Origin of the sequence: Actinomyces graevenitzii C83 (assembly GCF_000239695.1) — a bacterium.
Lineage (GTDB): Bacteria > Actinomycetota > Actinomycetes > Actinomycetales > Actinomycetaceae > Actinomyces > Actinomyces graevenitzii.
In genome coordinates, this window is sequence record NZ_JH470338.1 from 881141 (window position 1) to 901828 (window position 20688).

At 59.3% G+C, this 20688-nt stretch carries 14 protein-coding genes and 1 tRNA gene; 7 read left to right on the forward strand and 8 right to left on the reverse strand.

Features of this window, described 5'->3' with window-relative positions; translation table 11 throughout:
* The 3 genes from thrC to argS all read right to left on the reverse strand — a co-directional run bounded on the left by thrC (position 1) and on the right by argS (position 3897).
* Positions 1-1122, reverse strand: coding sequence for a threonine synthase (gene thrC, locus HMPREF0045_RS03815; RefSeq protein ID WP_005985692.1), 1122 nt, complete (start codon positions 1120-1122; stop codon positions 1-3).
* A 127-nt stretch (positions 1123-1249) separates the two neighbouring features.
* A complete protein-coding gene (locus tag HMPREF0045_RS03820) occupies positions 1250-2218 on the reverse strand; it encodes a homoserine dehydrogenase (RefSeq protein ID WP_005985693.1) in 969 nt (322 codons plus the stop codon).
* A 2-nt stretch (positions 2219-2220) separates the two neighbouring features.
* Positions 2221-3897, reverse strand: a complete 1677-nt coding sequence (gene argS, locus HMPREF0045_RS03825) for an arginine--tRNA ligase (RefSeq protein WP_040315992.1) — start codon at positions 3895-3897, stop codon at positions 2221-2223.
* A 95-nt stretch (positions 3898-3992) separates the two neighbouring features.
* On the opposite strand from argS, the gene HMPREF0045_RS03830 reads away from it, so the two are divergent.
* The 3 genes from HMPREF0045_RS03830 (at position 3993) to HMPREF0045_RS03840 (ending at position 7658) form a co-directional block, all read left to right on the forward strand.
* Complete coding sequence (locus HMPREF0045_RS03830) at positions 3993-5225, forward strand: Nramp family divalent metal transporter (protein ID WP_005985695.1); 1233 nt, start codon at positions 3993-3995, stop codon at positions 5223-5225.
* Positions 5226-5643: 418 nt separating this feature from the next.
* A complete protein-coding gene (locus HMPREF0045_RS03835) occupies positions 5644-6456 on the forward strand; it encodes a sugar phosphate nucleotidyltransferase (RefSeq protein WP_005985696.1) in 813 nt (270 codons plus the stop codon).
* Complete coding sequence (locus HMPREF0045_RS03840; protein ID WP_005985697.1) at positions 6453-7658, forward strand: GHMP family kinase ATP-binding protein; 1206 nt, start codon at positions 6453-6455, stop codon at positions 7656-7658. Before HMPREF0045_RS03835 ends, HMPREF0045_RS03840 begins: the two co-directional genes overlap by 4 nt.
* 58 nt (positions 7659-7716) lie before the next feature.
* Here the strand turns inward: HMPREF0045_RS03840 and HMPREF0045_RS10405 are convergent, their stop codons facing one another.
* Entirely contained in the window at positions 7717-7884 is a 168-nt protein-coding gene (locus HMPREF0045_RS10405; RefSeq protein WP_155813086.1) for a hypothetical protein, read from the reverse strand.
* A gap of 53 nt (positions 7885-7937) precedes the next feature.
* On the opposite strand from HMPREF0045_RS10405, the gene HMPREF0045_RS03845 reads away from it, so the two are divergent.
* Positions 7938-8010, forward strand: a tRNA-Arg gene (locus tag HMPREF0045_RS03845).
* Positions 8011-8231: 221 nt separating this feature from the next.
* Here HMPREF0045_RS03845 and HMPREF0045_RS09535 read toward each other — a convergent pair.
* Positions 8232-8912, reverse strand: a complete 681-nt coding sequence (locus tag HMPREF0045_RS09535; RefSeq protein WP_005985698.1) for a DUF805 domain-containing protein — start codon at positions 8910-8912, stop codon at positions 8232-8234.
* A gap of 242 nt (positions 8913-9154) precedes the next feature.
* Here HMPREF0045_RS09535 and HMPREF0045_RS03855 point away from each other — a divergent pair, with 242 nt between their 5' ends.
* Positions 9155-9817, forward strand: a complete 663-nt coding sequence (locus HMPREF0045_RS03855) for a phosphoribosyltransferase (RefSeq protein ID WP_005985699.1) — start codon at positions 9155-9157, stop codon at positions 9815-9817.
* A 561-nt stretch (positions 9818-10378) separates the two neighbouring features.
* Positions 10379-11383, forward strand: a complete 1005-nt coding sequence (locus tag HMPREF0045_RS03860) for a hypothetical protein (protein WP_005985700.1) — start codon at positions 10379-10381, stop codon at positions 11381-11383.
* A gap of 602 nt (positions 11384-11985) precedes the next feature.
* Here the strand turns inward: HMPREF0045_RS03860 and HMPREF0045_RS10950 are convergent.
* The 3 genes from HMPREF0045_RS10950 to HMPREF0045_RS03880 form a co-directional block, all read right to left on the reverse strand.
* Positions 11986-14139, reverse strand: coding sequence for a M23 family metallopeptidase (locus HMPREF0045_RS10950; protein WP_050807429.1), 2154 nt, complete (start codon positions 14137-14139; stop codon positions 11986-11988).
* 105 nt (positions 14140-14244) lie between these two features.
* Complete coding sequence (locus HMPREF0045_RS03875) at positions 14245-15291, reverse strand: hemolysin family protein (protein WP_005985704.1); 1047 nt, start codon at positions 15289-15291, stop codon at positions 14245-14247.
* Entirely contained in the window at positions 15288-16628 is a 1341-nt protein-coding gene (locus tag HMPREF0045_RS03880; RefSeq protein WP_005985706.1) for a hemolysin family protein, read from the reverse strand. Before HMPREF0045_RS03880 ends, HMPREF0045_RS03875 begins: the two co-directional genes overlap by 4 nt.
* 255 nt (positions 16629-16883) lie before the next feature.
* Between HMPREF0045_RS03880 and HMPREF0045_RS03885 the strand changes: the two genes are divergently transcribed.
* Entirely contained in the window at positions 16884-20633 is a 3750-nt protein-coding gene (locus HMPREF0045_RS03885; protein ID WP_040315700.1) for a multifunctional oxoglutarate decarboxylase/oxoglutarate dehydrogenase thiamine pyrophosphate-binding subunit/dihydrolipoyllysine-residue succinyltransferase subunit, read from the forward strand.
* Positions 20634-20688 lie beyond the last annotated feature (55 nt).

Here is a 20688-nt window from a genome sequence, read left to right on the forward strand (position 1 = left end):
TCATAGACCCAACAGCTCCACAGCAGCCTCCACGGTGGGGGCAATAGACTCAGTGGTGATTTCCTGGCGGCTAAGCGCAGTGGCGGTGTCTTTGAGACCATTACCGGTCACGGTGCACACGATCTTCCAGCCCTTTTGTACCAGGCCCGCCTCGCCAGCCTTGATCAGGCCGGCCACAGAAGCGGCTGAGGCCGGCTCTACGAACACGCCGGCTTCAGCGGCCAGTAGCGCCTGGGCGTCAAGGATTTCACTGTCGGAAACGGCGGAAATAAAGCCGTTTGAGTCGTCGCGTGCAGCCACGGCATAGTCCCAGCTGGCCGGGTTACCGATACGGATAGCGGTAGCTACAGTTTCGGGGTTGGCTACCGGGCCGCCGTGCACGAAAGGCGCGGCGCCTTCAGCCTGGATGCCCCACATGCGCGGCACGCGGGTAGCTACCGGCGCAAAGTCACGCGGGTCAGCAGCGGCGGCGTCGAAGTCGGCGCTCATTGTGGCCGCAGTAGTGCGCCCAGCGTACTCGTTGTAACCCATCCAGTAAGCGGAGATGTTACCGGCGTTGCCAACCGGGAGCATGTGTACATCGGGGGCGTCACCCAGGGTGTCTACCACCTCAAAAGCGGCGGTTTTCTGACCCTGCAGACGGTAGGGGTTAACTGAGTTAACCAGCGCCACCGGGTAGGAGCGGCTCAGCTCGCGGGCAATGTTTAGGCCGTCGTCGAAGTTACCGTCAATTTGTACCAGGCGGGCGCCGTGCACAATGGCCTGAGCTAGCTTGCCGGCAGCGATCTTGCCCTTGGGCAGCACCACTACGCAGTTAACGCCGGCGGCCACCGCGTAGGCGGCAGCGGAAGCCGAGGTGTTACCGGTGGAGGCGCAGATAACCGTGTTGGCTCCCGACTCGGCCACCTTGCTCATGGCCATGGTCATGCCACGGTCCTTGAAAGAGCCGGTGGGGTTCATGCCTTCAACCTTCACCCACACCTGGGCGTCAAGTTTCTTAGAAAGCGTGGGCACGGGCACCAGCGGCGTGCCACCTTCGCCTAGGGTGACGATCGGGGTTGACTGCGAAACGGGCAGTCGGTCGCGGTATTCGTTAAGCAGGCCTTGCCAGATGTGGGCCATGTTTTCTCCTCGCTGGTTCCTTAAATCTAAGTCTGTTTTTAGCTGTTTGCGGCGGCTGGGCGCCTAGCGCTGTGGCTCCTTTTAGTGGCGTGCCACTGGCACCTTTAGCGGCGAGCCACTGGCACCTTTAGCGGCGGGCCACTAGGGCGCGGGCGGCAGCCACTACGTCACCCATAACTGCGCTGGCAGTGGGGGCGCCGCCGGCACCGGGGCCGGTTAAGGTGAGGCGCCCGGCGTTTTCGCATTCAATTACGACAGCGTTGCCCGGGCCGTGGATTGCGGCTAGGGGGTGGTCGTTAGCTACAAATACGGGTTCGACGACGGCGCTGGGCTGGCCGGCGGGGGCCTGCACCGTGCCCAGCAGGCGCAGCACTCCCCCACGCGCGCCAGCCTGGTCAATGTCGGCCTTGGTGATCTTGGAAATGCCGGTGACCGACACGTCAGCTAAGGTAACTTCCTGACCAAAAGCCAAAGTTGCCAAAATGGCGGCTTTAGCGGCGGCGTCGAGACCTTCCACATCAGCGGTGGGGTCAGCTTCGGCGTATCCCAGCTGCTGGGCGGCAGCTAACGCAGTGTCGTAATCCAGGCCCTTGGTGGTCATTTCATCCAGGATGTAGTTAGTAGTCCCGTTCAAAATGCCGCTGATGGAGATGATTTTGTCGCCAGCTAAGCCTTCTTTAACGGTACGCACCACCGGGATAGCCCCGGCTACAGCCGCCTCAAAAAGCAGGTCTACGCCCTTGGCCTGGGCCAGCTCCAGCAGCTGGCCGCCGTGGGTGGCCAGTAGAGCCTTGTTGCCGGTAACCACGCTGGCACCTGAGTTTAGGGCGGTAGTGATTAGCTCACGAGCCGGGTTGATGCCGCCGATTAGCTCAATGACCAGGTCACATGAGCCGGCTAGGGCCATGGAGTCGGTGGTGAGCAGATCTGCTTCGGGCTGCCAGTCACGCTTAGCGTCAAGCGAGCGCACCCCGATACCTACTAGCTCTAGTTTTTCGCCTACTGCCTTTTCTAGGCGCTCGCTGTCCTGGGTGAGGATGCGCGCTACCTGGGCACCTACCGTGCCCAGGCCTAGCAAACCGATACGTACGCTCATACTTACATCCTCTCCGGGGCGCTAACACCTAGCAGGCCTAGGCCGTTAGCAAGTACCTGGGCGACGGCGTCGTTAAGCCACAGGCGGGCTACGTGTCCGCTGTTGACCGGCTCATCACCGCGCGGGGTGACGCGGGTGGCGGAGTACCAGGCGTGGTAGGCGCCGGCTAGCTGCTCTAGGTAGCGGGCCACGCGGTGCTGTTCGCGCAGGCTGGCGGCCTGGGCCACGATGGCGGGGTACTGGGCGAGCACCCCTAGCAGGGCGTTGTCTGCCGGGGTGTCTAGCTGGGCCGGGTCAAAGCCAGCGTCGCGGCTTACCCCGTGCTCGACGGCGTTGCGGGCCACGCTGCGGGTGCGGGCGTGGGCGTACTGGACGTAGTAGACCGGGTTTTCGTTGGAGCTGGAGGCCAGCAGATCCAGGTCAATGTCAATCATGGAGTCCATGGAGGAGCGTGCCAGGGCGTAACGGGCGGCGTCCACCCCTACTGCGTCAACCAGGTCGTTGAGGGTAACTACCGTGCCTGCGCGCTTGGACATGCGCACTGCCTGGCCGTTCTTGACCAGGTTAACTAGCTGGCCAATGAGGATCTGTAGGTTAACCCTGGGCTGGTCACCGAAGGCTGCACACATGGCCATCATGCGACCGATGTAGCCGTGGTGGTCGGCGCCCAGCAGGTAGATGGCGCAGTCGGCGCCGCGTGAGCGCTTGTCTAGGTAGTAGGCTACGTCGCCGGCAAAGTAGGCGGCCTGGCCGTCAGACTTGATTAGTACGCGGTCTTTGTCGTCACCAAATTCGGTGGTGCGTAGCCAGACGGCGCCGTCGCGGTCGTCAATCTTGCCCAGGTCACGCAGGCGGGCGATAGCGCGGTCAACTGCGCCGGACTCATGCAGGGAGTCCTCGTGGAAGAACACGTCAAATTCGCTACGGAATTCGCTTAGCTCCGCTTTGATCTGGTCAAACATGAGCCCTACGCCGACGGCGCGGAAAACTTCCTGAGCCTGTTCGTCTTCCAGCGTGGCCGGGTCGGGGTGACCGGCCTGAGCTTCAATGGCACGCACCTGGTCGGCGATTTCGGCGATGTAAGCGCCGCCGTAACCGTTTTCAGGAGTTTGCTCGCCGCGAGCGCTTGCCAGCAGGGAACGGGTGAAGTTGTCGATCTGGGAGCCGTGATCGTTGAAGTAGTATTCGCGCGTTACCTGGGCGCCGCTGGCCTTGAAGATACGTGCTAGTGAGTCACCTACTGCCGCCCAGCGGGCGCCACCTAGGTGTACTGGGCCGGTGGGGTTGGCCGAGACGTATTCAAGGTTGATGTTTTGGCCGGCCAAGGAGGTGTTGCAGCCGTAGTTGGCGCCGGCGGTGAGGATGGTGCGGGCTAGCTCGCCGGCGCTGGCGGCGTCGAGGCGGATGTTGATGAAGCCGGGGCCGGCGATTTCGGCGCTAGCAATGCCGGGGTTTTGGGTTAGTCGCTCAGTTAGTAGCTGGGCGAGGGCGCGGGGGTTGGTGCCGGCTTTTTTGGCCAGCTGCATGGCGACGTTGGTGGCCCAGTCTCCGTGGTCACGGTTGCGCGGGCGCTCAACTTTAGGTTCAGGAATTTCTTCGCTAGCCAGATTTAGGGAGCCGTCTGCTACCAGTTCGTGCAAAATCGCGCCGATGGCGCCGGAGAGTTCTTCTGGAGTCACGTTTAATAGGCTACCTTTTGACAGCGCTAGCCACATAGCCGCTAAACTGAGACATAAAGATTTCGGGTACCCTAACTTTTTTATGGAAGCACCTAATGTTAAGTTCATCGATCCGCTCTGCACGAGCCCGACTGGGATTACTAGGGCCAGCGTTTGTGGCCGCCGTCGCCTATGTAGACCCGGGCAACGTTGCCGCTAATATCACTGCCGGCGCACGCTACTCCTATTTACTAGTGTGGGTGTTGGTTCTTTCCAGTCTGATGGCCGTGATGATCCAGTACCAAAGCGCCAAGCTAGGTATCGTTACCGGCCGTTCCCTACCCACCCTGGTTGGTAACACCCTGGGGCGCAAAGCCCGCCTGGCCTACTGGGCCCAAGCTGAGCTGGTGGCTGCTGCCACGGACCTGGCTGAAGTAATTGGTGGCGCCTTGGCGCTGCACCTGCTTTTCGGGCTGCCGCTACTAGCTGGAGGCATTATTGTGGGTATTGCCTCGATTGCTCTGCTGGCTATTAGTGAAAGGCAAACCCAACGCCACTTTGAGGCGGCAGTTATTGCGCTGCTGATCGTTATTACTTTCGGCTTTCTGGGTGGATTGGTGATGGCCCCACCTAACTGGGGCGAAACCGCCGAGGGGATGATCCCAGCATTTAAGGGATCGGATTCAGTTTTGGTGGCCGCCTCCATGCTGGGGGCCACGGTTATGCCGCACGCTATCTACCTGCACTCCTCCCTGGTTAATGACCGTCACGGCAGCGAACATGACGATCAGCGCAAGTGGTCACTGATTCGCGCCACCCGCGTAGACGTTGTGGCCGCGCTGCTGCTGGCGGGCGCAGTAAATATTGGTTTGCTGCTATTGGCGGCCTCTGCACTTGGTGGCGTGGAGGGCACCGACACCATTGAGGGTGCGCACCAGGCTATCACCGCCCACCTGGGCCAAGGCGTGGGGGTTATTTTCGCAATTGGTCTGCTGGCTTCAGGTCTGGCTTCTACTTCTGTGGGCGCCTATGCCGGTTCAGAAATTATGGCGGGCTTGCTGCACATTCGCGTGCCGCTGCTGGCTCGGCGTCTGGTTACTTTGATTCCGGCTCTGCTGATTATTGGCTCTGGGGCTGAGCCCACTTGGTCGCTGGTGGTCAGCCAGGTAGTGCTTTCCTTCGGTATCCCGATGGCGCTGATCCCGCTAACTATGTCCACCGGCAATAAGGCACTGATGGGGCGCTACACTGACGGTTTGCCACTGCGTATAGCCAGCATCTTAAGCGCAACCATCATCATTATTTTGAACCTGTTCCTGGTTTACCTAACCCTTACTGGCCAGGACTAATACTAGCCACCGGCCAGGACTAAGCGACTGCGGCCAGCAGCACTACTAACGGTGCCCGAGGTCGGCAGCGTTCAAAACTAATAGTGGGAAACTAGTGGCCATTTAAGCCACTCACACCGGGCCGGCCTGTTTTGGGCCGGCCCGTGCTTTTGGGGCCAGTCCGCACTCTTTGAACTGTTCCGTGCTTTTGGGGCGGTCCACGTTCTTAGAACCAACGCGTGTCCTTCAGGGCCGGCTAGCCAGGCACAGTCGACGCCGCCATACCCCTCCCTACAAGCCCCAGGGGCGCCGTCGAGCCCTCGCATACAGACCACACGGGCGCCGTCGAGCCCAAAACCACAAACAAAAGCGCACAGAACCACACAAATTCTTAGCTATTTTGGCCCGCTAAGCCCCTTTTAGCAGCTAAGATTGAGCCATGACTTCAACTGTGACAAAGGCTGTCATTCTTGCCCGAGGCCTGGGCACCCGGATGCGTGCCAACGATGGTTCCCCAGACCCCACCCACAACAGCGCCGCCGTAAACGCCGGTGCCAAAGGCATGATCGATGTCGGCCGCCCCTTCCTTGACTTTGTAATCAGCGCCCTAGCCGATGTGGGCATCACCGACGTGTGCCTAGTGATCGGCCCCGAACACAACATTTTCCGCGACTACTACGACAACCTGGAGCTAAAGCGGGTGCGCATCCACTACGCCATCCAGGCCGAGCCCCTGGGCACAGCCAACGCCCTAGCCGCCGCCGCAGAATTTGCCGGCCAAGACCGCGTTGTGGTGCTTAACTCCGACAACTACTACCCCATCGAAGCTCTAAAGTCGCTGGTGGAGCTGCCGGGAGCGGGCGTGGTTGGCTTTGAACGCGAAGCCCTGATCGCCAAATCCAATATTCCCGCCGAACGCATCGCCGCTTTCGCGGTTATCAGCGTCGACGAACAAGGCAATCTCAGCGACATTATTGAAAAGCCCTCCCCCGCCGAACTTGAACGCCTGGGCAGCCACGCCCCCATCTCCATGAACGCCTGGCTGTTCACCGCCGACATCTTCCCCGCCTGCGCCGACGTCGATAAGTCCGTGCGCGGCGAATATGAGCTGGTGGACGCGGTGCGCCTGGCCCGCAGCCGGGGCCGCAGCTTCCGTGTCACCCCCGCCGCCCAAGGCGTACTAGACATGTCCCGACGCACCGACATTGACGCCGTGCGCCAGGCCCTAAGCCACACGCAGGTGTCCCTATGAGTCAGCACTCAGCATGGTTTGTGCCCGGACGCATTGAAGTGCTGGGCAAGCACACCGACTACGCCGCCGGGCGCTCGCTAGTGTGCGCCAGCAGCCAGGGCATCACCCTGCGCGGCCAGGCCATTGATGAGCCGGTAGTGCGGGTTCGCTCTGACGCAGCCAGCGACATGGTTGAAATTGGTTTACGCCAAGACCCGGTAGACCGACGTGGGCACTGGTCAGGCTACCCGGCCGCCGTCGTGGCCCGCCTGGTACGCAACTTTGGCGACGCCGTCGGGGGCGCCGAGGTGGAAGTAACCTCCACCTTGCCGCTAGCTTCAGGCATGAGCTCCTCCTCAGCCATGATTGTGGGGCTGGCGCGGGTGCTAATTGACCTGGGCGACATTGAATCCACTGAGCTGTTTAAACGCAATATTTGCTCTATTGAGGACTACGCCCACTACCTGGCCTGCATTGAAAACGGCCAGACCTTCAAAGAACTCGAAGGACACATGGGGGTGGGGACCTTTGGCGGCTCCCAAGACCACACCGCCATTATGTGCTCGCATCAAGACCAGCTCAGCCAGTTCTCTTTCTGCCCCACCCGACGCGAGGCGGATATTGATTTCCCCTCGGATTACTCCTTTGTAGTGGCGGTTTCCGGGGTGCTGGCTGAAAAGAGCGGGCAGGCGCGCGAACTGTACAACCGTGCTTCGCTGGCCACAACCGAGATCGTTAAGCTGTGGAACCAGGCCACTGGCCGCAGTGACGTCTACCTGAACCAGGCTGTGCAATCTAGCCCCCAGGCCCCGGCGCAGCTGCGTGAAATTGTGGCTGGGCGCGAATATTTGCCCCAGCGTTTAGAGCAGTTCTTGGTGGAGGCACATGAGGTGGTGCCGGGAGCTAGCGCGGCTTTGCGCGACGGCGACCTGGCTGCTTTTGGGCAGATCGTGGACCGCTCCCAGCACTACAGCGAGCATTACCTGGGCAATCAGGTGCCTGAAACCGTCTATCTGCAAGCTAGCGCCCGGCGCCTGGGGGCTAGCGCGGCTAGTGCTTTTGGGGCCGGTTTTGGTGGCAGCGTATGGGCGCTTGTGCCCAGCGCCCAGGCCGAGGACTTTGCCCAGCGTTGGCTTGATGATTATCGCCAGGCTTATCCAGAGCCTGGCCAGCGCGCAGCCGCCTTGGTCACTCGCCCCGGCCCCAGCGCGCATCGGCTCTAAGTCGGAGGCTCTAGGCAGCTTGGGCAGGCAGCCAGGGCAGGCGGCTCGGCTGGGCAGCTCAGGCAGGCAGCTCAGGCAGGCGGCCCGGCTGGGCAGCCTCGGGCAGGCGGCCCGGGCAGGCAGCCTGGCTGGGACCTAGCGCCGCAGTGCGGGCTGTTTGCCTGCCCGGCCCGCATTTGTCTAGGGGCCAGAGGGCACTTACGTGGGCCAAAGTGAGATCAGGCATGGGCGACGTCGAAAAATGCGCTTGCCCAAACACCCTGGTAAGCTTGGCCCTGCGCCCCAGTAGCTCAGTGGATAGAGCGTCTGCCTCCGGAGCAGAAGGTCGCAGGTTCGAATCCTGTCTGGGGCACTTTTCATACGCAAAATAGCGAGGCGCGCCAGCTTTTAACGCGGCGCAGGCTTGCGGCAGCTTAACGCAGTGCCGCCACAGCGGCTCAACGCATTAGCCGCGCTAGCTGGCCGCGCTGGCGCCTACAAACTAAGTAGGCAAGTTAAATCGCAAACGAAATTGGGCGCCTACCAAAGTAGACGCCCAATTTTTCTCGTTTAGCAGTCAGCTAGTAGCTCACATCAGTAGCTGGAGGGAGCGCTGCCGCCCTGGCCGTAAGGAGCCTGCGGACCACCCTGACCATAGGGGGCCTGAGGGGTAGGCTGACCGTAAGGAGCCTGGGGGACGCCCTGACCATAGGGAGCACCCTGGCCAGCAGGACCCTGGGCGTATTCGGGCATCATCGGGGCGCCGTAAGCACCCTGAGCGTAGGGGTTAGCGCCACCGAGCATGTGGGCCTGCAGAGCGCGTGCCTCGTCGTCGAGCCAAGAGGGGTTCCAAGCTGCGGGCTTAGAAGGCAAGATGCACAGAATTACGGGCACGATACTTAGAGGGCCGAGGAAGTTAAGCAGAATAAAGAAACCTGAGTAACCAGCGTCGTGCAGACGGCGAATGGTCAGGCCCAGTCCAGGCAGGAGTACCGCCAAACCATACAAGCCAAGAATCAACAGCACGATTCCGCCCGAAACTCCGGCAGCCTCCTCGTCACCGCTGCCTGCCGCAGCCCCAATAGCCAGGACAATTGCCAGGAAATACAGAACACCACCAACAATGGCGTTAAACAGAACAAACCACCAGTATTCAGCAATGGATGCCACACCGTCGAACTTGGCGTACTGACTAAAGGCGCGCTTAACGGAGTCAACGAAGCCGTAGTGGCGCGGATCCATACCTACCGGATCTACATAAGGTTGATAGCTCATTTATTCCTCAGCTCTAGTTATTAACGCTTAGCTGCGTCTAGCCACAGTCTAACGCGGCCAACCTGGGAAAACCCTAAAGGTGGCACTAGACACATTCAATATCAGTCCGTCATGCGGACAGGTGCTTTAGGTGTTAGCGGTTTAGGTGTTATTTTCTGCGCTGACTTAAATATATGCGGCTTAATACCTAACGCAATTGCTCCACAGCAGGTATTAGCAGCTGGGGCGCGTTAATATAAAGCATGAGCAACGTAACAGCTTTTGATGATGGCGCTTCTGGTGTGCGGGCAGCCGACGTGCAGATGCCCGGCGCGCAGGATTCTGGCACGCAGGCGGCAGGCATGCGGCCGGGCGGCACACAAGCGGCCAGTGCACAGATTTCTGGCACACAAACCGCCGGCGCACGGGCGGAAGATCGCGAGAACCTTACCTGGCAGGGATTTGGCGATGCCTGTCGACAAATCGCTGAGCAGATAGCCGATTCAGGCTGGATGCCGGATCTGATTGTGGCAATCGCGCGCGGCGGCATGCTGCCAGCTGGAGCTATTTCATATGCGCTAGGCGTTAAGGCTAATGGCGCTATAAACGTGGAGTTTTATACCGGCGTGGGCAAAACCATGCTGGAGCCAGAAATTCTTGAGCCCTATATGGATATTTCCTCGCTTGAAGGTAAGCGAGTGCTAATTGTGGATGATGTGGCAGATTCGGGTAAAACCCTGAAGCTAATTATGGATTTAATTTCTGAAAAAGGCCTATCTATGGGTGGCGACAGTGCCAAAGTGGATGCCCGTAGTGCCACAATTTATTTAAAACCCACCAGCATTATTAAACCAGACTATGTTTTTAAGCAGACAGATAAATGGATTAATTTCCCCTGGTCTGTGCTGCCACCGGTCACTGCCTAAATACAGTCACTACATACAAACACAGGCAAAATCGTCCCTTCCCTATAAAAATTTCGTGGGGTTTTATAGGGAAGGGACGAAATGTCAGTATTTGTGCGGCCACTACTGGCGTATCCCAGCACTAGAGAGACTAGGTCTCAACAGTTGGTATGCATGAACTTTTAGAGGCAACATGCATCAACTAGCACCTGTCCCCTCCCCCTGACTGACGACGACGTCGACCCTGCCCCCCCAACTGGCGGCGTCGGCCTAGCGCACTCACGACGCGGCCCCGCCTGACCGCACCAACCCGGTCACCGACGTCGTCGCCCCAACCCAACCCGCCGATGCCGTCGACCCCGCCTGACCAGCAGAACCTGCGACGTCGCCCCAGCCGGGCCCATAGCCAAGCGTTCACAGCCACCCACGCCACTCGTCCACACGCATCCCACACCCAAACACATGAGAGTACAAGCCAGCGCGCACTGACAAAATTAACCACAGGTGGATAAAAACCAAGCGCAAATACACTTATCCACAGCCTCCAAGCGTTAACTAGCGTTTAGGCCTCATCATTGTTCTATGAACATCAAGGACATCCCGGTATACCGCAGCAGCGACCTGGCCACCACCAATTACCGCATGGACTCCTACTCGCGCCAGTCCAAAGGCAACGACCCGCAGCTGGCCAAAATCATGCCCGGCTGTTACATCCCCATCAGCGATTATGAGCGCGTTACCCAGGAGGAGCTGCATCTTTTGCGAGTTTATATTGCTGCCGACGCCGCTCGACGGCGCAACACCCCAGCTCGCAAGCTTGCTCAGGCTGGCGCTGAGGTGCGCGGGCAGTGTCGTGAGGAAGGCCCCTGCCCGTGGCCTGTGTTTGCTGGAGAGTCCGCCGCGCTGCTTCACGGGCTACCCATGGTTGGCCCTATGCCCAACCAAGTGCAGGTAATTAGTGGTTTGAAGATCCACGCATCGGTCACCACCTGGCGGCGCACCCGCAGCTGGCATTATGATTCCCAGCCGGTGCAGGTCGAGGGGATGTACTGCACCGATGTTTTATATACACTTGCGGATTTGCTGTGTTCGCGTGATTTCTATTCAGGAATTGCAAGTGTGGACTATGTTTTGCGCGAAAAAATAGCTACAAAGCAGCAAATTTTGACTGAATTGGGGCGGCGCATCGGTTGCAAAGGAGTTATAAAAGCTCGCGACGTTGTAAAACATGCCGATGCCCGCAGTGAATCGGTGGGGGAATCACTTAGCCGCGCAGTCATGCTCAAGGGTCACCTGCCCATGCCACGCCTGCAAGAAACCATCTACGATCACGGAAATTTTGTAGGCAGAGTCGATTTTTACTGGCCAGATTTTAATATAATCGGCGAATTTGACGGCCTGGGTAAATACAACAGCGGCACTTACACTGACCTCTCGTCTGGACAAATAGCCCAAAATGAGCGCCAACGCGAAAATGCCCTGGAGCTGGCCACCGGTGCCCGCGTGGTGCGCTGGACTTGGAGGGAGGCAGTGGACAAGGATGCGCTGCTGGTCAAGCTAGGGCGCGTCGGCATCGAGGGCTACTAATCGGCATTGAGGTCTACTAAGCGCAACTAAGCACTCACCTACTAAGGTCCACTAAGAGTCCAAGGTAGCCGTCGAGGTCCCTAAAAGTCATCTGCAATTTCGTAGGGCTGCCGTGTAAAGCTGCGCCACATGACGCAGCCTTGCCGTCAGTTTCAATCCGCTGCGCCGCGCTAGGTAACTTTGCCCTCAGCTTCAGTCTGCTGCGCCGCCGACGCCGCTAGCAGACTGTCCCTCCCCCACCCACACCATCACACACAGATACGCAGATTTCGTCCCTTCCCTATAAAACCCCATGAAATTTTTATAGGGAACGGACGATTTTGTATATAAATAGGCACTGGCACTGTGCTGCGCAACCTGCCGGCGCCATCACCGCCACCTATGTTGCCGGCACCGTCGCCGCCGTCGGCGGAGTTGCCATCTTCAGCTTGCACCGCTCAACAGTTAAGACCCACCGTCTCCAATGCTGGGACACAGACGTAGTTGCCGCACAGATACTGACATTTCATCCCTTCCCTATAAAACCCCATGGAATTTTTATAGGGAAGGGACGATTTTGCCTGTATTTGTAGGTTGCCTGTATTTGTCTGTAGTTGGTGTACTCAGTTGCCACCACTGGTGGAACCATCAGAGTTGGATTCCCCAGTGTTTCCCTCAGAGGTCCCAGTGTTGCCGTTAGCTCCGGTACCACCGTTAGTACCAGTTCCAGAATCATTAGTGCCAGTGCCGGAATCACTGGTACCGGTGGAACCGTTTGAGTTATCGTTCAAACCAGCCGAGTTACCACCAGTGCCGCCGGTGCCGGTACCATCGCTAGAACCACTGTCGGTTGTGCCGCCAGAGCCGTCACCAGTACCGCTACCGTCACCTGTGCCAGAAGTGGAGTTGTCACTGCTGGACTTACAGTCGGTAGACAGCTCAACCGCCTTGTGGTCACTGAGCCACTTCATCGGGTCAACCGTGGAAGCATCCGCCGTGTCGTTCTTAATTCGCACCTCAAAGTGCAGGTGGGGGCCGGTTGAGTAACCGGTGGAACCAACTGCCGCAATCAGCTGACCAGCCTTAACCTGCTGACCCTTCTTAACGAAAATACCGTCCTGGTACATGTGCAGGTAGGAGGTGTACCAGATCTTGCCGTCAAGCACGTGCTTAATGGTGACCGTACCGGTGGAATCGACCATGCCTGCCTCAACCACCTCGCCGCCAGCAGCCGCATAGATGGGAGTACCAGCCGGCGCAGCCATGTCCTGACCAGCGTGCATCTTTGATGTGCCCAGCACCGGGTGGATACGGTAACCCCAGGGGCTAGAAAGCGTGTAGGTACCGGCAACCATCGGCTTAAACACGTCAGGGGTGGTGTTAAAGGCCGTGGTGTCACCGCTGGCACCCTGCTGCGGGGCACAAGTAACCACCGGGTTCTCGTAAGCGGCCCGGATACGTGCCTTGGTGGCCGCATCGGGCACGTTACGCAGTTTCACATCAGAGCTTTCCAGCGGCGAGTGGTCCACGCTACCGGCCACAGAGTCTTTACCACTGATGACCTGGCGCGAACTTTGGCCTCGGTGGGCGCCCAGCGCGGTGTTTAGCGGCGAGTCAGCCCCCATCATGGCCGCCGACACCGGCGCCACAATTGTCACTAGCGCCAAGGCACTAACCGCGCAGATCTGCCCTACGCGAGCAAACGCGGCTCGACGGCGTGCTGCCGCGCCTTTACGCTTAACTGGCGGCGTGGTGCCGCAACCTAGCCGGGTGGGCTCGCTCAGGGAGTTGGTCTCTACTGGGTTGCTAGTCTCTAGTGGATTGCCGCGCGCCGGGGTCTGGTCTACCTGGGCTACGGGAGCCTGAGGAGTTAGGTTAGCGCTGTTAGCTGCTGCCGACGTCGCCTGGGCGGCTATGTTTAGTCCTTGCGCTCCAGCTGCCGAGGCTGCTGTGTGCGCACTAACGGCGCTGGTCACACTAGCTGCGCTAGCTACACTGGCAGTACTGATAACGCTGGCAGTGCTGACAGCGTCGGCTGCTTTAGCAACCTTGGCGGATGCTGCCGCGCTCCAGTTACGGATAGCGACGTCGTCGATAATCTCGTCTTTAATTGCTGAGATTATCTGGGTGGGCTGGTAGTCCACACCGTCGTCGACAGGATTTTGGACGGCGCCCGGATGAGCAGCGCCCGGCTGGCCAGTGGCTACCTGGCCGAGGCTTGACTGAGCAACACCCGGCTGGACGGCGCCCGGCTGGCCACCACTCCAGGCGGTGCCTGCGAAGCTGGAAGGGGCGCTGGCAGCCGAAGCAGCTGCGCTGAAAGTAGATGGAGCACTGGCAGCAGTAGCAGGGGCACCAAAAGCGTATGGAGCACTAGCTGCCGAAGCTGGCATAGCAAAGCTCGACGGGGCGCTGGGCGCGGAAGCGGCAGTGCCACTAGTAAACGAAGCCGCCGCGCTAAAAGTAGAAGGTGCACTGGCAGCAGTAGCAGCATTGAAATCAGCAGCCGGCGCGCTAAAGGTTGAAGGCGCGCTGAAGGTTGAAGGCGCACTAGCCGCAGAAGCCGGCGCACCAGACCCATAGCCGCCGTTATAGGAGCCGTTGTAACCGGCGTCGTTGTAACCGCCGCCGTCGTAACCCGTATTGGCGCGCCCGGAAAAACCGCTGTCGTCAGGAGCCTGCGAAAGTAACTCGCGGGCGTTTTCTCTTTGCAGCTGGGCCTGTCGCTCGCGCTCAAGTTCACGTCGCTGGCGACGCGTCATCGGCTGATCGCTCATCCACACCCAACTTTCTACGGACTTATGTCATTCAAATACCACTGGTACCAGCGGTATCATACCTTGGTCACTTTAGCGAGGCAGCTAAACTGACGCATCTAACACTTAGCGTAACTGGTGGCGCTGCAAAGCGTCACGCACTTCCCCTACCAGTTCTTCTAGCACATCTTCGAGGAAAACTACACCGACCATCTGCCCGCTTTCGTTAGTTACCCACCCCAAATGGGCACCAGTACGCTGCATGGCAGCAAGCACATCTTCAATCTCATCGTGCGCACGTACGGGCACCAAAGCCCGCAAACGCCAGGGCGCCACCGGCTGTTCACGCTCTTCGGTGCTGGCGTAAAGCACATCTTTAAGGTGGATATAGCCGCTGATTTTGCCCTGCTCGTTAGTGACCGGGAAACGCGAGTAACCAGTGCGGGTTACTTCCGCCTCCACCTGGGCCGGAGTGCACTGCTCAGACAAGCAGGTGAGTTTATTTAGTGGCACCATCACTGAGCCGGCGGTTTCCTCAGAAAACTCTAGCGCCCCAGCCACCAGCCCAGAGTCATCCTTGAGCACGCCCTCATCACGTGAGCGCTCCACAATTGAAGCCACTTCTTCCATGGTGAAAGCAGTTTCAATCTCATCGCGTGGCTCTAGCCCAAAAAGTTTAAGCACCGCGTTGGCCAGGCCATTTAAAGCGGTTACCGCCGGGCGGGTTACCCGCTCGCAAGCCACCAGGGCGGGGGCGAAAATCAGCACCGCCTTATCAGGCATGGAAATAGAAACATTTTTGGGCACCATTTCACCCAAAACCACGTGAGCCGTAACCACTAGCAGCAACGCCACCACTACCGCCAGGCCGTGGGCCACTTCGGCCCCTAAACCCACCGCATGTAGCGGAGTCGCCAGCAGGTGCGCCAGCGCCGGCTCGGCAATTACACCCAGGCCGGTGGAGCATAAAGTCACTCCCAGCTGGGCGGTAGCTAGCATCTCGGAAATATGCTGCACGGCCCATAGGGCTGTGCGCGCCCGCGAGTTGCCCTCAGCGGCTAAAGGCTCAAGTTGGCTGGTGCGCGAGGAGGTAATGGCAAACTCTGCACCCACAAAAAACGCGTTACCAACCAGTAGGATAACCGTCAAAATTAGCGCCAAAGTGGGGTTCACTGTAGAGCCTCCAGCTCCTGCTCAACCGGGGTGATGCGCACGCGGGTGACGCGCCGCCCCTCCATAGCGTCAACCAAAATGGTGCAGGTGGACAGGGTTACTTCATCGCCAATTTGGGGTATGCGCCCCAGCTCATTCATGACCAGGCCGCCCAGGGTTTCGTAAGGGCCGTCGTCGGGAATGCGGATGGCGGTGCGGGCCGTAACCTCATCGGGGCGGCTCCAGCCGGGGGCGATCCAGCGCCCAGCTGAGTCTAGGTGGATGCCGGCGCGACGGCGGTCGTGTTCGTCGGATACTTCCCCCACGATCTCTTCGACGGCGTCCTCCAAGGTCACCACTCCGGCAGTGCCCCCGTACTCGTCCACCACAATGGCCATTTGCAACCCGAAAGATTCCTGCTCGCCGTATCCACGCAGCTCCACCAGCAGGGAAGCTAGGGGCATGGTTTCTGGTACGCGCGGGGCGGGAGTCATGATTGAAGAGGAAGTCACTGGCACTTGGGCTCGGCGCTCATAGGGCACCGCGATGGCGCGGCGCAGGTTGACTAGCCCAAGTACGTCGTCGGGAGAGTCACCAAAGACAGGGAAACGTGAGTGCCCGGTTTGGCTGGCTAAAGCCACCAGGTCAGCGGCGGTGGAGGATTCTTCCAGCCAGTGAATGCGCCCACGGTCAGTCATTACATCTACAGCGCTGAGCTCATCTACGCCAAGTGAACGGGTAAGTAGGCGGGCGGTGGAGACCTCTAGTGTGCCCTCCTCAGCGCTGCGACGCAGCAGGGCGGTAAGCTCGCCGGCGCTGCGGGCTCCACTGGCCTCCTCAGCAGCCTCAATACCAAAGCGTGACAGTAAAGCATTAGCCATACCATTTAGCAGATTTACTAGCGGCCTAAACAGCCAGGTGAAACCGGTGATGAAAGGGGTAACAAAACCGGCAGCAGCCAGCGGATCAGCCAGGGTAGCGTTTTTGGGGATCAGCTCGCCAAACACCATAGAGAAGGCGTTAACAATAATTAGGGCGCTAACCACGGCGATGGTGGCCGCCAGGGTTTGCCCCAGCCAGGGGCTCAGCCATTGCGAAAGCAACTCATTAAGGGCGGCCTGCATGGTGTAACCAAGCAAAATGGTGGTTAGGGTAATACCCACCTGCGCGCCCGAAAGCAGAGTGGATAGGTGACGCAGCGCCTTGGATACTCGCCCGGCACGTTTATCTCCGGCCTGAGCGCGGGCGTCAACAACCGATGGGTCTAGGGCCACCAGGGCGAATTCTCCGGCCACAAACACCGCAGTCCCAGCGGTAAGTAGCACCCCCAGAACTATCATTAGCCATTTAATGACCATGCAGCGTTTAGCTCCCTATCAAAATCTAGTTGGTACCACTAACGCTATACCAAGCCCACAGCTTTAGCACGCAGCCAGCTCACAGCCTTGGTGCCGGGCGCCGTCATCGTGGCAGCGCAGCCAATTTCAGCCCTAGCAACCCCAAGCGATGCTCAACATGCGAGAACATTTAAAAAATATCTAGGACTAAAGGCTACAAAGTACTCTGCAAGTCAGCTTTGCAGTATTAGACTTAAACCACAGTTTTAGCACGCAATGCCATATAAGGAGCAGCTAACCGTGTCTGAGAACGACTTCGCTCAGGGCTTTGGCACCAACGAATGGATTGTCGAGGATATGCGGGAGGCTTACCTAGCCGACCCGGCCTCAGTAACCCAATCATGGCGCGAGTTTTTCAGCGAAAACCCGCAGTATCTAGCAGGCCAGTCGCCGGCCACGCCCTCAAAGCCGCTTAGCGCTAGCGTTGGCGTGCAAATCCCCGGGGCTGCCACCGCCTCCGCTAGCCGGCGCCCCGTTTTGGCCAGTGAGGATGTTTCCCGCTCTGACCTACCACCCGCACCCACAGCCCAGTTCAAGTCCCCCACCTCACCTTATGCCTACAACCAGGCGCATAGTGACGCTGGCGAAACCAGTAACGGCGTGGTGGAAAGCGTTGATACCCTCAAGGGAGCCAGTGCCCGCACAGCCAAGAACATGGAGGCTTCCCTCCAGATTCCTACCGCTACTTCTGCCCGTGCTATCCCGGCTAAGGTGCTGATTGAAAACCGTCTGCTAATCAACACTCACCTAGCTTCCACGCGTGGTGGCAAGGTTTCCTTCACTCACCTGATCGCTTGGGCCCTGGTGGAGTCGCTGGCAGAGATGCCGGAAATGAATGTGGCTTACACCCTGGACGAAAAGGGTAAGCCGGCGCTACACAACCCCGCCCACGTAAACCTGGGTCTGGCAATTGACGTGCCCAGCGCTAACGGTGAGCGTCGCCTGCTGGTCCCCAGCGTTAAGAACGCCGACACCCTAGACCTGGCTAGTTTCATTGACGCCTATGACGCACTGGTAGTTAGAGCCCGCAAGGGTCAGCTAACTGTCGATGACTTCAAGGACACCACCGCCACCCTGACCAACCCCGGCATGATCGGCACCCTTAACTCTGTGCCGCGCCTAATGCCCGGTCAGGGCTTGATTATGGGTGTAGGCGCCATGACCTACCCGGCCGCGTTTGCTGGTGCCAGCCCTGAAACCCTAGCCCGCCAGGCTGTAGGCAAGGTCTTGACACTGTCCAACACTTACGATCACCGCGTCATCCAGGGCGCCCAGTCCGGCGAGCTACTGCGTCTAATGGAACGCAAGCTCATGGGCCTAGATGGCTTCTGGAACCGCTCCTTCAAAGCGCTACGTATCCCCCACGAACCGGTGCACTGGGACCAAGACGTCACCTACGACCCGCTAGCCGACGCCGGCAAGCCCGCCCGTGTAGCTGAGCTGATTCACGCTTTCCGTCAGCGCGGACACCTAGCCGCCGACACTGACCCGCTGGCCTACCGCCTACGCCGTCACCCTGACCTGAACTTCTCCTCCTACGGGCTAAGCCTGTGGGACCTGGACAGGGTCTTCCCCACCGGCGGCCTGGGCGGCAAAGACCGCGCCACCTTGCGCGAAATTTTGCAGATGCTGCGTGACGCCTACTCGCGTTATGTGGGCGTGGAATACATGCATATCCAAGACCCAGCCCAGCGTCGCTGGTGGCAAGAACGCATGGAAGGTGTTACTCCCAGCATTGATACTGCTGAGCGCCGTCGCATCCTAACCAAGCTGATGCAGGCAGAAGCCTTCGAAGTGTTCTTGCAAACCAAGTACGTGGGCCAAAAGCGCTTCTCGCTAGAAGGTGGCGAGTCACTGATTGTGCTGCTGGACCGCCTGATCGACGACGCCGCACATGATGGCATTGAAGAAGCCGCTATTGGTATGGCCCACCGTGGCCGCCTAAACGTGCTTACCAATATTGCCGGCAAGTCTTACGGCCAAGTCTTTGACGAGTTTGACGGTAACTACCTGACCAACGGCCAGGGTTCTGGTGACGTCAAATACCACCTGGGCACCACCGGCACCTTCACCGGCACCGATGATGTGACCACCAAGGTTTCCCTGGCTGCCAACCCCTCCCACCTGGAGACAGTAGATGGGGTGCTGGAAGGTATTGTGCGCGCCAAGCTAGATCGCAGCGGCTCCGGCGCTGACGGCAGCTACAATGTTTTGCCGATTTTGGTGCATGGTGACGCCGCATTTGCAGGCCAGGGCGTGGTTTACGAAGTGCTCAACATGAGCCAGCTACCCGGTTACCACACCGGCGGCACTATCCACGTGATCGTCAACAACCAGATCGGTTTCACCACCGGTAACGCGCTGGGACGCTCCACCACCTACCCCTCGGACCTGGCTAAGGGGCTACAGGTGCCGATCTTCCACGTAAACGGTGACGCCCCCGAATCTGTGGCACGCGTAGCCCGCTGGGCTTGGGAATACCGCCAAGAATTCCACAAGGACGTCATTATCGATCTGGTTTGCTACCGCCGTCGTGGTCACAACGAGGGTGACGACCCCTCAATGACCCAGCCGGTTATGTACAACCTGATCGACCGCAAGCCCTCCACCTTCTCGGTTTACACCACCAACCTGGTGGGGCGCGGAGACCTCACTGAAGAACAGTGCGAGCAGCTACTGGACGCCTACCGCGACAACCTGGAGCACATCCTTAACGAGGCCCGCGCCGGTCACCTCAATGCTGACACCCCTGCCTACAGTGGCCCTAAGGCTGGCGAAACTTCACATTCACAGCCCACTGCGGTAGCCCGTGAAGTGATTGAACGTATCGGTGACGCCCAGGTATCTGTCCCTGAAGGCTTCCAGGTACACAGCAAGCTGATGAACCTGCTACGCAAGCGTCAAAGCATGAGCCGCCAAGGCGGCATTGACTGGGGCTTTGGTGAGCTGCTGGCCTTTGGTTCGCTGCTGATGGAAGGCGTACCGGTGCACATGACCGGTGAAGATGTACGCCGCGCTACCTTTGCCCAGCGTCACGCCGTCATGCACGACCAGCGTAACGGTTCAGAATGGACCCCGCTGGACTACCTGACCCCCAACCAAGCCAAGCTGTCAATTGTTGACTCGCTGCTAAGCGAATACGGCGCTATGGCTTTCGAATACGGCTATTCGGTAGAGCGCAGCGAGGGCCTAAACATTTGGGAAGGCCAGTTCGGTGACTTCGCTAACGGCGCCCAGACCGTAATTGATGAGTACGTCTCTTCCGCTGAGCAAAAGTGGGGCCAGCACTCTGGCCTGGTTCTGCTGCTGCCGCACGGTTTGGAAGGCCAGGGCCCGGACCACTCTAGTGCCCGCATTGAGCGCTACCTGCAGCTATGCGCTCAGGACAACATGCGCGTGGTGCAGCCTTCCACCCCGGCTAACCACTTCCACACCCTGCGTGACCAGGCTCGGCGTGAACCGCACCGGCCTTTGATCCTGATCAGCCCCAAGCAGATGCTGCGTTTGAAGGTCGCCGTCTCGCCGGTAGAAGACTTCATCAGCGGCGGCATGCAAACTGTCATTGGTGAAACTGATCCGGAAGTTTTAGCTGCTGCCGCCGCGAACAAGGTGGATCGAGTGCTGCTATGCTCAGGCCGTATCTACTGGGATCTGCTGGCCCACCGCCAGCACGCGGAAGATAAGCACACTGCCATCGTGCGTCTAGAGCAGCTCTATCCTCTCGACGAGCCGGCCCTGTTGGAGGCCCTGGCACCGTTTGCGGGAGCCGAGCTGGTTTGGGTCCAGGATGAGCCGCGTAACCAGGGCGCTTGGCCTTGGTTGGCCCTGCACCTGCCTGACTCGATCACGGCTGGACGCTTGCCGCGAGTGGTGGCTCGCCCTGAGGCTGCCGCCCCGGCTGTGGGTACTTCAGCAGCTCACGTAGCTCAGCAAAAGCTGATCCTAGACGAGGCTTTTGCCCGCTAAGTAGGGCTTTGCTCGCTAAAGACACGCGCGTATTGGCCCGGTCAGCATCTGCAGG

What these genes read in the sequence shown, in the direction of transcription:
- thrC (WP_005985692.1), bottom strand. Translation starts at nt 1,122, where the DNA reads ATGGCCCACATCTGGCAAGGCCTGCTTAACGAATACCGCGACCGACTG.
- HMPREF0045_RS03855 (WP_005985699.1), top strand. Translation starts at nt 9,155, where the DNA reads ATGAGCAACGTAACAGCTTTTGATGATGGCGCTTCTGGTGTGCGGGCA.
- HMPREF0045_RS03835 (WP_005985696.1), top strand. Translation starts at nt 5,644, where the DNA reads ATGACTTCAACTGTGACAAAGGCTGTCATTCTTGCCCGAGGCCTGGGC.
- HMPREF0045_RS03830 (WP_005985695.1), top strand. Translation starts at nt 3,993, where the DNA reads ATGTTAAGTTCATCGATCCGCTCTGCACGAGCCCGACTGGGATTACTA.
- HMPREF0045_RS10950 (WP_050807429.1), bottom strand. Translation starts at nt 14,139, where the DNA reads ATGAGCGATCAGCCGATGACGCGTCGCCAGCGACGTGAACTTGAGCGC.
- HMPREF0045_RS03880 (WP_005985706.1), bottom strand. Translation starts at nt 16,628, where the DNA reads ATGGTCATTAAATGGCTAATGATAGTTCTGGGGGTGCTACTTACCGCT.
- HMPREF0045_RS03885 (WP_040315700.1), top strand. Translation starts at nt 16,884, where the DNA reads ATGCCATATAAGGAGCAGCTAACCGTGTCTGAGAACGACTTCGCTCAG.
- HMPREF0045_RS03820 (WP_005985693.1), bottom strand. Translation starts at nt 2,218, where the DNA reads ATGAGCGTACGTATCGGTTTGCTAGGCCTGGGCACGGTAGGTGCCCAG.
- HMPREF0045_RS03840 (WP_005985697.1), top strand. Translation starts at nt 6,453, where the DNA reads ATGAGTCAGCACTCAGCATGGTTTGTGCCCGGACGCATTGAAGTGCTG.
- HMPREF0045_RS09535 (WP_005985698.1), bottom strand. Translation starts at nt 8,912, where the DNA reads ATGAGCTATCAACCTTATGTAGATCCGGTAGGTATGGATCCGCGCCAC.
- HMPREF0045_RS10405 (WP_155813086.1), bottom strand. Translation starts at nt 7,884, where the DNA reads ATGCCTGATCTCACTTTGGCCCACGTAAGTGCCCTCTGGCCCCTAGAC.
- HMPREF0045_RS03860 (WP_005985700.1), top strand. Translation starts at nt 10,379, where the DNA reads ATGAACATCAAGGACATCCCGGTATACCGCAGCAGCGACCTGGCCACC.